The 14,059-nt window shown below is 74.3% G+C and carries 17 protein-coding genes and 1 pseudogene; 5 read left to right on the top strand and 13 right to left on the bottom strand.

Features of this window, described 5'->3' with window-relative positions; genetic code table 11:
* Window positions 1-198 precede the first annotated feature (198 nt).
* From AB0D10_RS04395 to AB0D10_RS04350, 10 genes and pseudogenes are all read right to left on the bottom strand, one after another.
* Window positions 199-1,161, bottom strand: a complete 963-nt coding sequence (locus tag AB0D10_RS04395) for an urease accessory protein UreD (protein WP_360251735.1) — start codon at window positions 1,159-1,161, stop codon at window positions 199-201.
* Between the two features lie 44 nt (window positions 1,162-1,205).
* On the bottom strand, window positions 1,206-1,826 hold the full coding sequence (ureG, locus tag AB0D10_RS04390; RefSeq protein ID WP_360251061.1) for an urease accessory protein UreG: 621 nt from the start codon (window positions 1,824-1,826) through the stop codon (window positions 1,206-1,208).
* A gap of 63 nt (window positions 1,827-1,889) precedes the next feature.
* Window positions 1,890-2,570, bottom strand: a complete 681-nt coding sequence (locus AB0D10_RS04385) for an urease accessory UreF family protein (RefSeq protein WP_360251732.1) — start codon at window positions 2,568-2,570, stop codon at window positions 1,890-1,892.
* Window positions 2,571-2,692: 122 nt separating this feature from the next.
* Entirely contained in the window at window positions 2,693-4,417 is a 1,725-nt protein-coding gene (gene ureC, locus AB0D10_RS04380) for an urease subunit alpha (protein ID WP_360251058.1), read from the bottom strand.
* Window positions 4,417-4,854 carry an urease subunit beta gene (locus AB0D10_RS04375; RefSeq protein ID WP_360251055.1) on the bottom strand — a complete coding sequence of 146 codons (438 nt, stop codon included), beginning with the start codon at window positions 4,852-4,854 and terminating at the stop codon, window positions 4,417-4,419. Before AB0D10_RS04375 ends, ureC begins: the two co-directional genes overlap by 1 nt.
* Window positions 4,855-4,877: 23 nt before the next feature.
* Entirely contained in the window at window positions 4,878-5,720 is an 843-nt protein-coding gene (locus tag AB0D10_RS04370; protein WP_360251052.1) for a cobalamin biosynthesis protein CbiX, read from the bottom strand.
* Window positions 5,721-5,723: 3 nt separating this feature from the next.
* A complete protein-coding gene (locus AB0D10_RS04365) occupies window positions 5,724-6,029 on the bottom strand; it encodes an urease subunit gamma (protein WP_360251049.1) in 306 nt (101 codons plus the stop codon).
* Window positions 6,030-6,086: 57 nt separating this feature from the next.
* Window positions 6,087-6,233, bottom strand: a pseudogene (locus tag AB0D10_RS04360) (urea transporter); the annotation flags it as partial.
* Window positions 6,234-6,465: 232 nt separating this feature from the next.
* Entirely contained in the window at window positions 6,466-7,200 is a 735-nt protein-coding gene (locus tag AB0D10_RS04355; RefSeq protein WP_360251046.1) for an alpha/beta hydrolase, read from the bottom strand.
* Between the two features lie 177 nt (window positions 7,201-7,377).
* Complete coding sequence (locus tag AB0D10_RS04350; protein ID WP_360251043.1) at window positions 7,378-8,133, bottom strand: alpha/beta hydrolase; 756 nt, start codon at window positions 8,131-8,133, stop codon at window positions 7,378-7,380.
* Between the two features lie 223 nt (window positions 8,134-8,356).
* Here AB0D10_RS04350 and AB0D10_RS04345 point away from each other — a divergent pair, with 223 nt between their 5' ends.
* From AB0D10_RS04345 to AB0D10_RS04335, 3 genes are all read left to right on the top strand, one after another.
* Complete coding sequence (locus AB0D10_RS04345) at window positions 8,357-8,890, top strand: SigE family RNA polymerase sigma factor (RefSeq protein WP_360251040.1); 534 nt, start codon at window positions 8,357-8,359, stop codon at window positions 8,888-8,890.
* On the top strand, window positions 8,887-9,789 hold the full coding sequence (locus AB0D10_RS04340; protein ID WP_360251037.1) for a hypothetical protein: 903 nt from the start codon (window positions 8,887-8,889) through the stop codon (window positions 9,787-9,789). The genes AB0D10_RS04345 and AB0D10_RS04340 overlap by 4 nt, the downstream gene beginning before the upstream one ends.
* Window positions 9,790-9,928: 139 nt before the next feature.
* Window positions 9,929-10,408: a hypothetical protein gene (locus AB0D10_RS04335; protein ID WP_360251034.1), complete on the top strand. Its 480-nt coding sequence runs from the start codon at window positions 9,929-9,931 to the stop codon at window positions 10,406-10,408.
* A 78-nt stretch (window positions 10,409-10,486) separates the two neighbouring features.
* On the opposite strand, the gene AB0D10_RS04330 is transcribed toward AB0D10_RS04335, so the two are convergent.
* On the bottom strand, window positions 10,487-11,722 hold the full coding sequence (locus tag AB0D10_RS04330; protein WP_360251031.1) for a glycosyltransferase: 1,236 nt from the start codon (window positions 11,720-11,722) through the stop codon (window positions 10,487-10,489).
* A 153-nt stretch (window positions 11,723-11,875) separates the two neighbouring features.
* On the opposite strand from AB0D10_RS04330, the gene AB0D10_RS04325 reads away from it, so the two are divergent.
* Window positions 11,876-12,682, top strand: coding sequence for a nucleotidyltransferase domain-containing protein (locus AB0D10_RS04325; protein ID WP_360251028.1), 807 nt, complete (start codon window positions 11,876-11,878; stop codon window positions 12,680-12,682).
* 72 nt (window positions 12,683-12,754) lie between these two features.
* Here the strand turns inward: AB0D10_RS04325 and AB0D10_RS04320 are convergent, their stop codons facing one another.
* Window positions 12,755-12,880 (bottom strand): hypothetical protein, encoded by a 126-nt coding sequence (locus AB0D10_RS04320; protein ID WP_360251025.1) that lies wholly within the window; start codon window positions 12,878-12,880, stop codon window positions 12,755-12,757.
* Here AB0D10_RS04320 and AB0D10_RS04315 point away from each other — a divergent pair.
* Entirely contained in the window at window positions 12,857-13,432 is a 576-nt protein-coding gene (locus tag AB0D10_RS04315) for a hypothetical protein (RefSeq protein WP_360251022.1), read from the top strand. The two genes, AB0D10_RS04320 and AB0D10_RS04315, sit on opposite strands and share 24 nt — an antisense overlap.
* Window positions 13,433-13,439: 7 nt before the next feature.
* Here the strand turns inward: AB0D10_RS04315 and AB0D10_RS04310 are convergent, their stop codons facing one another.
* On the bottom strand, window positions 13,440-13,937 hold the full coding sequence (locus tag AB0D10_RS04310) for a hypothetical protein (RefSeq protein WP_360251019.1): 498 nt from the start codon (window positions 13,935-13,937) through the stop codon (window positions 13,440-13,442).
* Window positions 13,938-14,059: the final 122 nt, after the last annotated feature.

Below are 14,059 nucleotides of genomic sequence, written 5' to 3'. Positions count from 1 at the left end.
CGTCTTCGCCGAGGACAGCGAGGACGAACTCTCCTTCCTGCTACGGCACATGAACCGCACGGTGGAACTCGGCCACCGCCAGATCGCCCGCCTGGCGGAGGCCGACCGCCGGGTCGACGCCCAGGCCGACCACCACGCCGACGCCCGAGCCGATCCCCGACCGCCGAACTCGACCCCGAACCCGGCCCCGGCCGGGCCTCAGGTCTTGCGGAGTCCCGGTGCCGGGGCGCCGATCAGCAGCCGGCGCACCGCGTCCCAGGCGGACCGCAGCGCGGCCGCGCAGGCGCGGGTGTCGGAGCCGAGCAGGCGCAGCCAGGCGCCACTGTCCCGGGGGAGCACGCTGACGCCGTAGAGCAGGCCGCAGTCGGCCAGTGCCTCGTGCAGGGCGTCCGCGACCCGTCCGGGCGGGGCGAGCGGGCTCAGGACGTAGAGGCTGGACATCACGTCGTGCCCGGCGAGGACGGCCGGACCGGTCACGCCGCTGCCTGCGCCGGCGACTCCACTGCCGCCGGCGCACCCTCGCGACGGCTCCAGCCGCACCGCGTCCAGGGCCACCAGGCTGCCGTCCGGGCGGCGCACGTCGAGGTCCGAGGCGAACACCCGGTAGGCGTTGCGCTCGCCCCGGGCGAGGCGGCCGGCCAGGACGGTCTCGCTCGCCAGCACGGTGGCGTCCGGGTCGACGGTCAGCACGGTGCGCTGGTAGAGGCGGGAGTCGACGAAGGGGATCACCGGCTCGGGCAGGTACTCGACGTAGGCGCCGGGGCCTGCCGTCAGGTGGACGAGCTGCGTCGCGTAGTCGTGCTCCATCCGGTAGACCTTGGTGGCCGCCTGGGTGGTGAGGTGGACGGCCGTGCCGGCGCCGCAGCGCACGTCCGTCCGCAGCCGGTCGGCCTGCAGGATGCCGCCGCCGGTGGACAGCAGGAAGGTGACGGCGAGGTCGGGACGGGCCGGGTCGTAGTACAGCGGGCGCATGATCTGCAGCGGCGACTTCTGGTAGTGGCCGGTGAGTTCGGTGCGTCCGCCGATCCGCTCGAAGGCGAGTTCCAGCAGTCCGACCTTGCCGGGGCGCCCGACCGCGAGGGTGTCGGGCGTCCCGGCGTGGCGGCGGACCTCGTGCGGGATGCGGGCCGGCTCGTAGTGCCGGGGGTCGAGCCGGGGCACCGCCGGTGGTGCGGGGTCCTCCTCGGCCGCGGTCACGGTCACGGTCACGCGGGCACCTTCCGGAAGGTCTCCAGGAACGTCGCGATCTCCTCCAGCCCCTCCCCCGTCAGGCAGTTGGTGAGGGCGACCGGGCCGCCCTCGCGCACCCGGCGGGCGTCGGACTCCATGATGCCGAGGTCGGTGCGGACGTACTGGGCGATGTCGATCTTGTTGATGACCAGCAGCTCCGACTCGGTGATGCCCGGGCCGCGCTTGCGGGGCATCTTCTCGCCCTCGGCGGTGTCGAGGACGAAGAGGAACAGGTCGACCAGCACGGGACTGAAGGTCAGCGTGAGGTTGTCGCCGCCGGACTCGAACAGCAGGGTGTCGACGTCCGGGAAGCGTTCCAGGAGTTCGGCCCCGGCCGCGAGGTTCATCGTCGGGTCGTCCCGGACGGCGGTGTGCGGGCAGGCGCCGGTCTCCACGCCGACGACCCGCTCCGGGTCCAGTACTCCGGCCAGGGCGCGGCGCACGTGCTCGGCGTCCTCCTGGGTGTAGATGTCGTTGGTGATGACCGCGGGGCGGTGGCCGCGCGCGATCAGTACCGGGACGAGCGCCTCGATCAGCGCCGTCTTGCCGGAGCCCACCGGTCCGCCGATGCCCACGCGGAGCACGTTCTCGGTCAACTCTCCTCCTCTGGTGCGAAATTGCCGGCTCGAAGGTGCTCAGTGGTGCACGGAGCCGCGGATTCAGGTCGCGAACAGCCGGGCCTCGGCCCGTTCGTGCCGTCCGGACATCGCGTCGGCGACGGGCACGCAGCCGCCGAGGTCGGACGATTCCCTTTCCAGCGCGGCTGCCACGACCTCCCGGATGACCGGCGCGGCGGCCCGCAGCACCACCTGCGCCCGGCGGTGGTCGGTCAGCCGCAGGCGCAGCGCCGCGCCGACGAAGCTGGTACAGAACGCGAACAGGTCGCCGGTGACGGCCTGTTCGACGGGGACGCGGGCCGCGGCGTAGGCCACCCCGGCGGCCACCGCCTGGCAGCCGGGGGCGCGCTTGTCCGCGACCAGTGCCGCGTACCGCTCCAGCGGTTCTCCGCCGACCGACTCCTGGGCGATGTCCAGGAGTTGGCGTCCGGTCCGGGTGGCGGCCAGGCGTAGCTCACGGTTGAGCTTGGTGGCGTGCAGCCGCTGGTCGGTCTCGGCGAGCAGGTCCCAGTCACCGGCCGAGGCGGCGCGGTGGGCCAGCGCGAGCGCGGTGGCGTCGGACGGTCCGACGCCGTGCCGGAGCAGGTCGGCGAGCAGGTCGGGGAGGGTGTCGGGGGTGACGGCCCTGGCCTGGGCGTAGCCCTCCAGGCCGTGCGACAGGGTGTAGAAGCCACTGGGGAAGGCGGAGTCGGTGAGCTGGAGGCAGACCAGCAGGGCGTCCAGTCGGTCCTCGGCGGCGCTGCCCGCGCCCGGGGCGGTAGGGGCGGACCCACCGACACGGACGGGTCCGTCCGCCCGGGAGGCCGCGCTCGCGCGAGGCGTGCCGTCCGCCGGGGAGGCCGCGCTCACGCGAGGTAGAACAGGTGGTTGAGCGGCAGTTCGCGGGCCGGCTCGATGGTCGCGGGCTCGCCGTCCAGGGTGACCTTGTACGTCTCCGGGTCGACCGCGATCTTCGGCAGCGCGTCGTTGCGCACCATGTGCTGCTTGCCGACCGACCGGCACCGCCGCACCGGAAGGACCCGGCTGTCCAGCCCGAGCCGCTCCGGGACGCCGAGGTCGACCGCGGCCTGTGACATGAAGGAGACCCGGGTGGCCTGCCTGGCCCGTCCGTACGCGCCGAACATCGGCCGGTAGTAGACCGGTTGGGGCGTGGGCAGCGAGGCGTTCGGGTCGCCCATCAGCGCCCAGTTGATCACCCCGCCCTTGATCACCATCTTGGGCTTGGCGGCGAAGGAGTTGATCGGCCAGAGCACGATGTCGGCGAGCTTGCCGGGCTCCAGCGAGCCGATGTGGTCGGCGGTACCGGAGGCGACGGCCGGGTTGATGGTGAGCTTCGCGAGGTAGCGCAGCACCCGGACGTTGTCGTGGCGTTCGCTGTCGCCGGCCAGTTTGCCGCGCTGGTCCTTGCAGTGGTGGGCGGTCTGGAAGGCGCGGGTGAAGGTCTCGCCGATCCGGCCCATCGCCTGCGAGTCGGAGGAGAAGATCGAGATGACGCCCTCGTCGTGCAGGACGGTCTCGGCGGCGATGGTCTCGGCGCGGACCCGGGAGTCGGCGAAGGAGACGTCCTCGGGGACGTCGTGGCTGAGGTGGTGGCAGACCATCACCATGTCCAGCAGTTCGTCGACCGAGTTGACGGTGTAGGGCAGTGTCGGGTTGGTGGAGGACGGCAGGACGTTGGGCTCGCCGGCGATCCGCATGATGTCGGGGGCGTGGCCGCCGCCCGCGCCCTCGGTGTGGAAGGTGTGGATGGTGCGGCCGTCGATCGCGGACAGGGTGTCCTCGAAGTAACCGGACTCGTTGAGGGTGTCCGTGTGGATGGCCACCTGGACGTCGTACTCGTCGGCGACGCCCAGCGCGCTGTCGATCGCGGCCGGGGTGCTGCCCCAGTCCTCGTGCACCTTGAGGCCGCACACGCCCGCCTCGACCTGCTCGCGCAGCGCGCCGGGCAGCGAGCCGTTGCCCTTGCCGAGCAGCCCGACGTTGACCGGGAGGTCCTCGACAGCCTGGTACATCCGGCCGATGTTCCACGGGCCGGGGGTGCAGGTGGTGCCGTTGGTGCCGTCGGACGGGCCGGTGCCGCCGCCGATGAGGGTGGTGATGCCGTTGCTGAGCGCCTCCTGCACCTGTTGCGGGGCGATGAAGTGGATGTGGGTGTCGATGCCGCCGGCGGTGGCGATCAGGTGCTCGCCGGAGATCACCTCGGTGCCGGGGCCGATCACCAGCCGCGGGTGCACGCCGCTCTGGGTGTGCGGGTTGCCGGCCTTGCCGACGGCGGTGATGAATCCGTCCTTGACGCCGATGTCGCCCTTGACGACGCCGAGCACCGGGTCCAGCACGACCACGTTGGTGATGACCAGGTCGAGCGCGCCCTGGGCGGAGGTCGCGGCCGGGTCCTGCGCCATGCCGTCGCGGATGCCCTTGCCGCCGCCGTAGACGGCCTCGTCGCCGTAGTGGCCCTGGTTGAAGTCCCGTTCGACCTCGACCACCAGGTTGGTGTCGGCGAGGTGGAAGCGGTCGCCGACGGTGGGGCCGAACAGGTCGGTGTACTGCTTGCGGGAGAGGACGGCCATCAGCGGGCGCCTTCCTGGTGGATCTCGGTGTGGAAGTCCCGGGGCCGGTCTTCCTTGAGGTCGAGGTTGGTGCCCTTGAAGCCGAGGGCGATCGCCCGGTCGATGGCCCGGGCCCGGGTGGCGGGCGCGGTGGTGCCGCCGTCGACCAGGTTGCTGAAGCCGACCAGGCGGCGGTGGCCGCCGAACTCGGCGAGCGTGACGTCCTTGGTGTCGCCCGGCTCGAAGCGGACGGCGGTGCCGGCCGGGATGTCCAGGTGCTTGCCGAAGGCGGCGTTGCGGTCGAAGTCGAGGGCGCGGTTGGCCTCGAAGAAGTGGTAGTGGGAACCGATCTGGATCGCCCGGTCGCCGGTGTTGCTGACCGTGACGGTGGCCTTGGCGCGGCCGGCGTTGATCTCCACCGGGTCGTCGCCGTACAGGTACGCGGCGCCACCGGACATGGTTGGCCTTCCTCTCTGCCGGTTCAGTGGGGGGTGGGTGCGGGTGCGTGGGGGTGGTGGTGCGGCTGCCGGGGGTACGGGCTCTGCGGGTGCGGGTGGCCGTGGTGGGGGTGCGCTTCGCCCGGCCCATGGCCGTGGCCGTGGGCGTAGCCGTGCCCGTGCTCCGCGTCGAGGCCGGCCGCGATGCCGTCCTCCCCGTGCCCGAGCAGGTGCAGCGCCGCCGCCGTCCGGGCGGCGACCACGCCGGCGAGCGCGGCCGGCCGCAGCAGCGGACCGCCGTCGCGGACCACGGACGGTGCCGGGTGCGGGGCCGGGCCGAAGGAGGCCGGAACGGCCGTCACCTCGCGGGCTCCGAGCAGGCGGCAGCGTTCGGCTCCCTCGACCGGGTCGGGGTCGCCGCCCTCGAAGGCGACTTCCACCCAGCGGTGCCGCCCGTACTGGCGGACCAGCCGGGCGATCCGGAACAGCTCGGCGTCCTCGAAGGGGCCGGCCGCCGGGGCGGTGACCAGCAGCGCGCCGTCGGGGGCGGGGCCGGCCGCGGCGCGCAGCCAGCCGACCAGGTGCTCGGCGGCGCCGAAGGGTGCGGTCAGGGCGAGCCGGCCGCGGCCCTCCCCGGCGGCGAGCCAGCGCAGGGACCGGGCGGCGTCGGCCACCAGCCGGGGGTCGCGGCCGAGCGTCATCGGCACGACGCACACCGGACCTTCGCCGTCGGCCAGCGCCGACCGCACGGCCTCGGTGAGGGGGCGTCCGGCGGGGGCGGCGGCGTGCACGGCGGGGTCGGCCGCCACCAGCGCGGCCAGGTCCCGTCCGCCGTGGCTCTCGTGGCTGCCAGCCAGCACCACGGTGGCGGGCTGCGGTCGCGCCACGGTTCAGGCACCCACCGGGTCGTGGCAGGAGACGAGTTTGGTGCCGTCCAGGAAGGCGGCCTCGACCTGGAGCAGCGGCAGCATCTCGCGCACGCCGGGCATGACGTCCGCGTTGCCGACGACGTGTTTGCCGATCTCCATGCACTCGGCGACGGTGCGGCCGTCCCGGGCGCCTTCCATGATGGCCTCGCTGATCAGTGCGCAGGCCTCGCTGTAGTTCAGTTTGACGCCTCGGTCGCGGCGTTTGCGGGCCAGGTCGGCCACGACGTAGATGTACAGCTTGTCCATCTCACGCGGCGAGAGATTCACGGGAATCACTCTTCCTTTCCGAGGATCCGATGAAATGCAGGGGAGTTGGACGGAGAATCAGACCCGGCGCAGACGGGGAACGGCCGGCACGGCCGCCAGGAACAGCATCGCGGTCAGCACGAACGGCCAGGTGAAGGCGTGGCCGCCGAAGGGCGCGCAGATCGCGGCGAGCGCCGGGGTCAGGACCGTCGCCACGGCCGCGCCCTCCCCACCCTTGACCTGACCCATGCTTCGCACCAATTCCCGGTACGGCCGGTGGATTTGGAAGAACCCCCGGCGATTCCTCCGGAACCGTACTCCGGCGGATTGCGAACCAGAATGCGCACGGGGAGCTACGTCAAGTCGACGAAGCGTGACGATCAGGCCGCTGAGCTGCAACATTTTGTTGAAATGACGGCCGGTGAGGTCGCTGAAGAGGGAAATTCTTTGCGAAGTTTTACTCGGTGATTCCCAAGTGCCGGACCAGGAACCGCTCCGAGGCCGCCACCTGGAACTCCGGCACCTCCAGGTGCCCGCCCGGATTGGCGTGCAGCGTCTTCTCCCGCGAGCCGAACGCGTCGAACAGCGCCAGCGCCGCCCCGCGCGGGACCAGCTCGTCGTCCCACTGCAGGACGAACTCCGTCGGCACACCCACCCGGCCCGCCGCCTCCACCTGCGCGGCGGCCCCCGTCAGCCCGAACACCGCGGCGGCGATCCGCGGTTCGGCCGCCGCGAGCGGGATGCCGACCACGCTCCCCAGCGACAGCCCCCAGAACCCGACCGGCCCGAAGCCCTCCCCCGCCCCGCCGAGCGCGTCCAGCACCGCTACCCACTCCGGCACCGCCCGCTCCGCGAGGGCCGCCGTGTGCCGCGCCACCCAGGCGCTGATCGGCCGCCGCGCGGCCAGCAACTCCCCGATCTCCGTGACGAACCGCTCGTCCTGCGCACTGCGCGGCCGCTCCCCGTGCCCCGGGGCGTCCAGCGCCACCGCCGCGAAGCCGTACCGCGCGGCGCACCGCCGGGCCCGCTCCGCCATGCCCAGCTTGTCGCCGCCACCACCGTGCCCGAGCAGCACCAGCGGCCGGCCGCCGAGCGGCGGCCCCTCCGGCTGCCACAGCACACCGGGCACGCCGTCGACCGTGAAACCGCGCTGCGAGACGCCGTCCGAGCTGATCTCCGAGATGAAGTGCACCCGGCCATGATGGCGCCCGACACACGTTCGAGTCCCGGGTTTCGCCGCCGTGGCCGATAGTCGCCGGGCCCGCACTCCTCCGCGCGCGCCCGCGACCGCGCGACCCCGCTCCGCCGTGACCGGGCCCGGGGCGCCGGTCCCGGCCGCCGCCCCACGCCCCGCCCGCCGGACAAGGGCCTAGACCTGCGCCGTCTCCCGCAGGAAGTCCAGCAGCAGCGCCGTCGTCTCCTCCGGCCGCTCCAGGTTCGGCAGGTGGCCGGCCCACGGCAGTTCCAGGTGCCTGGCGTTCGGCAGGACGGTCGGGAGGTGCGCCGCGATCCCCCGGAAGTCCGGCACGTCGTGGGCGCCGCCGACGACCAGGGCCGGGGCCGTGATCAGCGCGAGGTCGACCTCCTCCCGGTCCGGGCCGACCGTGGCGTCCGCCTGCACGTCGAAGGCGTGCCGCTGCATCCGCCGCACGCTCGCGCGGGCCGCCTCGTCCGCCTCCGGCCCCAGCCAGGTCTCGACGTTCAGCTCGACCGCCCCGTCGATGTCACCGGCCTCGATCAGCTCGTCCTCGCGCCCTCCGAAGGCCCGCAGCTCCTCGCCCGGCCGGTGCCCGGGCATGCCTGGCGCGAGCAGGGCCAGCGCGGTCACGGCCGCCGGACGCAGCCCGGCCACCGTCAGGGCGATCCGCCCGCCGTGCGAGGCGCCGACCAGCGCCGCGGACTCGATGCCCAGGTGGTCCAGCAGGGCCAGCACATCACCGGCGTCGCTGTACGGCGCCTGCGCGAGCGGCGATTCGCCGAACCCCCGGAAGTCGCCCCGCACCACCCGGTACCCGGCGTCGGCCAGCCGCTGCCACTGCGCGTCCCACATCCGCCGGTCGCACACCGAGGAGTGCAGCAGCACCACGGCGGGTCCGCTGCCCGCCACGTCATGAGAAATGATCATTCGGCGGATGCTAACGGCCCCTTCCGCGATCGCCAAGCGATTCGGGCGCACCGCGGTTCACCGGCCCGCCGCACCTCACCCCCTCCCGGCGCGGGTCCGCCGCTCCCGCCGCACCTCACCGAGCCCCGGCGGCCGGTCCGCCCGTAGCACCGGATGAACGGCCCCGGGACGGAAGTAAGCGCTTCCGGCCGCGCACGGGCTCTGAGCGGGTGAGGAGGTGCTCATGGGAGATACGAAGAGCGGGCGGGACGAGGAGTTCCAGGCGTTCGTCGTCGCGGTCTGGCCACGTCTGGTGCGAACGGCGTACCTGCTGGCCGGGGAGCAGTACGCGGCGGAGGACCTCGTGCAGTCCGCGGCGGAGAAGGCCTGCGCGGCCTGGTCGAAGGTCCGCCGCGCGGACGATCCGTACGCCTACGTGCGGCGGATCCTGGTCAACCAGCACGCCCGCCGCTGGCGGCGCCGGCCGCCGGAGCTGCTGGTGGACACGGTGCCGGACGCCGCGGCGGTGGATGACGGGTACGCCCGGTCCGACCAGCGCGGGGCGCTGCTGGCCGCGCTCGCCACCCTGCCGCCGCGCCAGCGGGAGGCCGTGGTGCTGCGGCACTGGGAGGACCTGAGCGACAGCCAGACCGCGGCGGCCATGGGCTGCTCGGCGGGCGCGGTGCGCAGCCACGCGGCGAAGGGCATCGCGCGGCTGCGGCAGGTCACCGAACTGGTGGGACTCAAGGACACGACACACATCGGAGGAACGGTATGAGCGCGCACGTGGACGGCGACAAGGACCTGTGGGTCGGGCTCGGCCTCGCGGAGGCGGCGGCCGGCGCGAAGGTCGGTCCGGCGCCGGTCGCGGACATCGTGGCGGGCGGCCGCCGGCTGCGGAACCGCCGCCGCACGGTGGTCGGCGCGGTGGCACTGGCCTCGGTGGTGGCCCTGTCGGGCGGGGCGCTGACCCAGCTGCGCCCGGACCCGGCGGCCACGGGCGCCGCCGTCGCCGCCGGCAGCGGTCCGGTCGCCGTCGGACCGGCCGCCGCTCCGGCGACCACCGCCGCCCCCGGGGTGCGCGACCCGTTCACCCCGGTCCGGGTGCGGCTGGGGCAGGGCGTCGCCAACGGCAAGACCTGGGAGATCTGGCAGGCGCTCTGGCCGCTGGCGCCGAAGGACCGGGCGTACGAGCAGGCGCTGGCGGTGTGGCAGGAGCGCGCGCCCTTCGACTCGAACATCGCCAAGCCGACTCCGGCGTTCGTCGCCCAGTACTGGCAGGCCGACTCGGATGTCATCGACACGTACTTCGTCGTGGACGGGGTCCGCATCGGCCACGACTCGGCGGGTGACACCCCGGCCCCGGGCCGACTGGACCCGCGCAGCGCGGCCGACTTCAGCGGCGGCCTGTTCGGCCGCAGCAGCAAGGACGGCATCGTGCCCCCGGTGGACGTGGTCGTCATCTCCCTGGGCCCCGACGTCGGCCGTGTGGTGGTGCACTGGGCGGACGGCACGAGCACCGAGCCCGAGGCCGTCACCGTCGGAGACTCCCCCACCCGCCGCATGGTGGTGGCGCGCCCGGGGACCGTGCGGGCGAAGTCCTGGGAGTTCTACGACAAGGCCGGCAACCGGCTGCAGGACCGCGACGCCAAGTTCCTGACCGAGCCGGCTTCCTGACCGGGCCGAGTTTCGTGACCGGGCCGACTTCGTGACCGGGCAGGTCCCGTGACCGGGCAGGTCCCTTGACCGGCAGGCCCGGTGGCCGGATCCTCGGGGCGCCCGGCGCGCGAGCCCTTCCGCGTGGTCTCCTGGACGGATGACGGTTCAGGGGGATGCGGGTTCCGGCGCGGACGCGGATGCGGTCGCGGTGTCGACGAGGACGGCGGCGGGCCGGTGGGGGTGGGGCTCGCTGGGGCTCTTCCTGCTCGCCTTCGCGGTGTTCGAGGCGGTGAAGCACACCGGTTCCACCGTCCCGCTCGCGGTGGCCGGGCTGCTCGTCCCGTTCGCGGCGGGGCTCGTTCCGGAGGCGGGGAGCGCGCTCGCCCGGCACCTGCTGCTCCGGCCGTGGGTGCCGCTGGTGGTCGCCGCGGTCTGCACTGCGGTCCCGGGCCCGCCCGAGGACACCGCCGCGCCCTTCGCCCTCGGGCTGGCCTGGCTGGCCCACCTCGCCCTGCGCGCAGCCCTTCGCGACGACCGGCGCGGCGTGCTTCACGGCGTGCTTCACGGCGTGCTTCGCAGAGTGCCTCGCGGAGTGCCTCGCGGGGACCGGACGACGGCGGGACCGGCGGGCCGGTAGCAGTCCGGCGGCGAGCCTTCGGGAGTGGGAAGTCGGCAGGACCGACGTCCCACTCCCGCGGTGGTCCACCGGTGGCCGTCAGCCGGCGGCGGCCTCCAGCAGCAGCTTCGCCGCCACCGCCGCCCCGTCGTCACGGATCCCACCCGCGACGGCCGCGGCCCGCTCAGCGATGCCGGGCGTCAGGGCCTGCCGGAGGGCGGCGGACAGGGAGTCGGCCGTCGGGGTCGGGCCGTCGTGGGCGACGCCGATGCCCAACGCGGCGACCCGGGCGGCCCAGTACGGCTGGTCGACGATCTGCGGCACCAGGACCTGGGGCACGCCGGCCCGGGCGGCCGTCGTGGTGGTGCCCGCGCCGCCGTGGTGGACGACGGCGGCGACCCGGGGGAACAGCGCCTGCTGGTTGACCTCGTCGACGGCGAAGCAGTCGGCCGCGCCGTCGGCCTCGGCCAGCCGGGCCCAGCCGCGTCCGAGCAGGACCCGGCGGCCCTGGGCGCGGACGGCGTCGACGGCCGCCCGGGCGGTGGCCGCCGCGTCGTGCAGCGGCATGCTGCCGAAGCCGACGTACACCGGCGCCTCACCGGCCGTCAGGAAGGCCTCCAGGTCGGCGGGCAACGGGCGGTCGTCCGGCAGGATCCACGCGCCGGTGTGCACGACCTCGCGGTCGGCCGGGAGCAGCCAGGGGCCGAGGGTCGGGTCGGTGGCCAGCCACGGCCGGTCGGTGAAGACGTGGTCGCGGACGTTCTCGGCCACCGGCAGTCCGACGGCCGCCCGGTGGCCGTTGACCGCTTCGCCGAACAGCGCGTTCATGGCCTCGATGTTCAGGGCCCACAGCTCCCGGTTGTCGGTCACCTCCGCCGGGTAGGGCCGCATCGGGTACTCGAACGGCGGGTGGTGCGGGGAGGGCAGCATGGTCGGCTGCAGGGCGACGTACGCGAAGTGCGCGCCCAGCTTCTCGGCTGCCGCCTGCGCGCCGGCGACGGCCGGGAACAGTCCGGTCGCCACCACCGCGCCGCCGGGTTCGGCTGCCGCGAGGACCGCCTCGTGGAACTGCTCGACCAGCACGGCGGCCCGCCGGGGGAAGTCCGTCGGCGCCGGGCGCGGCCCGGTCACCAGTGAGCGCACCGACTGCCCGACCGGCACCACCTCCACACCTGCCTCGGCCAGCCGGGCCGCGAACTCCTCGTCCGGCGGCGCGCACACCCGCACCCGCGCACCGAGCGCGCGCAGTTGCACCGCCAGCCCGGCCAGCGGCTCGACATCCCCGCGCGACCCGTACGTCGACAACACCACTCGCACGTCGTGACTCTCCCGCATTTCCCTGGTCCTGGCTTCGAGTCGGTGATTCTGCGGCACGACCGGGGCCTTGCGGCAAGTCCCCCCGTGCGTTGTAGGTTGAGGGTGGCGGGGAGTGGGTGCACCTCCCCGGCCACCCGGGGCCCGCTCCGGACGGTCTGTCAGACTCCTTCCATGCGGGCGATCATCGAGGACATGGCCGGGCAACTGACCGCGGTGCCGGGCGTGGTGGGAGTGATGCTCGGGGGAAGCCGGGCGCGGGGCGAGCACGGTCCGGCGTCGGACTGGGACCTCGGGGTGTACTACCGGGGCGACGGCCTCGACCTGGCGGCGCTGCGGGCGCTCGCCGGGCCCGGGGTGGAGGTGGCCGGACCGGGCGGGTGGGGGCCGTGGGTGAACGGCGGTGCGTGGCTGCGGGTCGACGGGGTCGCCGTGGACTGGATCCTGCGCGACCTGGACCGCGTCGAACGGGTGTGGGCGGACTGCCGCGTGGGCCGCTACGAGGTGGGCGTGCAGCCCGGCCACCCGCTGGGGTTCTGGTCGCCCTGCTACGCCGGCGAGGTGGCCTGCGGGCAGGTGCTGGCCGACCCGACGGGCAGGCTGGCGGAACTGAAGCGGCGGACCGCCGACTACCCCGAGCCGCTGCGCGCGGCCCTGACGGCCGCGGCGTGGGAGGCGGGATTCCTGCTCGACGTCGCCGCGAAGGGCGCGGCCCGCGCGGACGGCCTGTACGTGTCGCTCTGCCTGTCCCGGGCGTTCGGGGTCCTGGTGCAGGCGCTCCACGCCCACGACCGCCGCTGGTGCCTGAACGAGAAGGGCGCCCTGGCCGTCGCCGAGCGGCTCCCCGCCGCGCCGGCGGACTTCGGCCCGCGCGTGCGGGCCCTGCTGGCCGCGCCGGGCGGCACGGCCGGGGAGCTGTCGGCGACGGTCGCCCGGGCACGGGAGCTGACCGAGGAGACCGTCGCCGCCCTGGAGTGCTGAGCCGGAACGCCGAGTTGGAGCGCTGAGTTGGAGCGCTGAGTTGGAGCGCCGAGTTGGAGCGCTGAGCCGGACTCAGGCCGTCGGGCCGAAGGCCTCCTGGTAGGCGGGCCCGGCGATCGGCCGGCGGTCGTAGAAGGCGTCGGGCAGGTCGAAGGCGTCCACCAGCGCGAGCGGGTGCTCGGCCAGGCGCTGCACCACCTCGACGCCGCGGTGACGGCCGGCTACAACGACTGCCTGGAGCTGCACGCGCCCGCCCTGCTGGCGCACCACGCCGATCCCCGCTTCCGCGGGGCGTACCAGCGGATGCGGATCACCATGGCGGACCTGGACGAACTCCAGTGGCTGCACCGGGAAGTGGTGATCATGTCCCAGGAGGCCACCCAGGCGAGCGTCGACAACATCGGCCGCCGCGACACCGGCGTGTCCCTCCTCCCGCAGGCCCCGCTGCCGACCCGGGTGCCCGACACCCCCGGCATCCTGTGCGCCCGCCTCGAACTCACCGCGGTGCAGACCGCGCTCCGCCGGGCCGCCTGGAACGCGGACGTCAGCCGCAGCTCCGGCAACACCAGCCTCAGCCTCATCGACGACACCTGGGACTACCCCGGCGCCCGCCACGACGCCTGGCACGCCGACGTCCTGGACACCCGGCGCGAACAGGCCGCCGCGGCCCGGGCGTTCGTCGAACGGCCGGGACTCTCCACCCTGCTCGTCCCATGCCCACCGCTGGGCTCGCTCGTCTACCCGGCCTGAGTCCGGCTCACCCGGCCGCCGCGACGCTGCGGACCCAGACGGGGAGGGGTGGAACCTCCGGGCCCTCGCCGTTCTCGCCGTTCTCGCCGTTCTCGCCACACGGGCCGCCGTCGCCGTCGCCGTCCGTCAGCCTGATCACGCCGGGCTCCTCGTCCGCCAGGAAGTCGGCGACGATCGGCGCGAGGTCGTCGACCGGAACGTACGCGCCGCCGAACGGCAGCTCCTCCGGCCCCACCGAGCCGGTGGAGCAGCGCAGTTGCCCGGCCCGGTCGTCGTGCCAGACGTAGAACGTCGCCGGGCCGGTGTGGCCCAGCCCGCCGACCCGGGCCCGGAGCAGCAGGGCCGTCCGCTCGAAGGCGGCGACCACCTCGGCGACCGTCGACGCCCGCCGGTCCTCGGCCTCGGCGCTCAGCCACCAGGTGTTGGTCTCCCACTCCACCCGGCGGTCGTCCGGTTCGAGGTCCAGCGGCTCGTCCGCCAGCTCGGCGATGTACGGCAACAGCATCGCGCCAGTATCCCCCGTACGGGGCAGCAGCCCGCCGCGTACGACGGGCTGCTGTCCGGGTCGCCGTACCGGCCGCGGTCCGGCCCGCTGACCGGATAGCGCTCCGGGGGCGGGTCGGGTCC

Source organism: Kitasatospora sp. NPDC048545, assembly GCF_040651155.1.
Classification (GTDB): Bacteria; Actinomycetota; Actinomycetes; order Streptomycetales; family Streptomycetaceae; genus Kitasatospora.
This window is presented reverse-complemented; position numbering and strand designations above follow the sequence as displayed.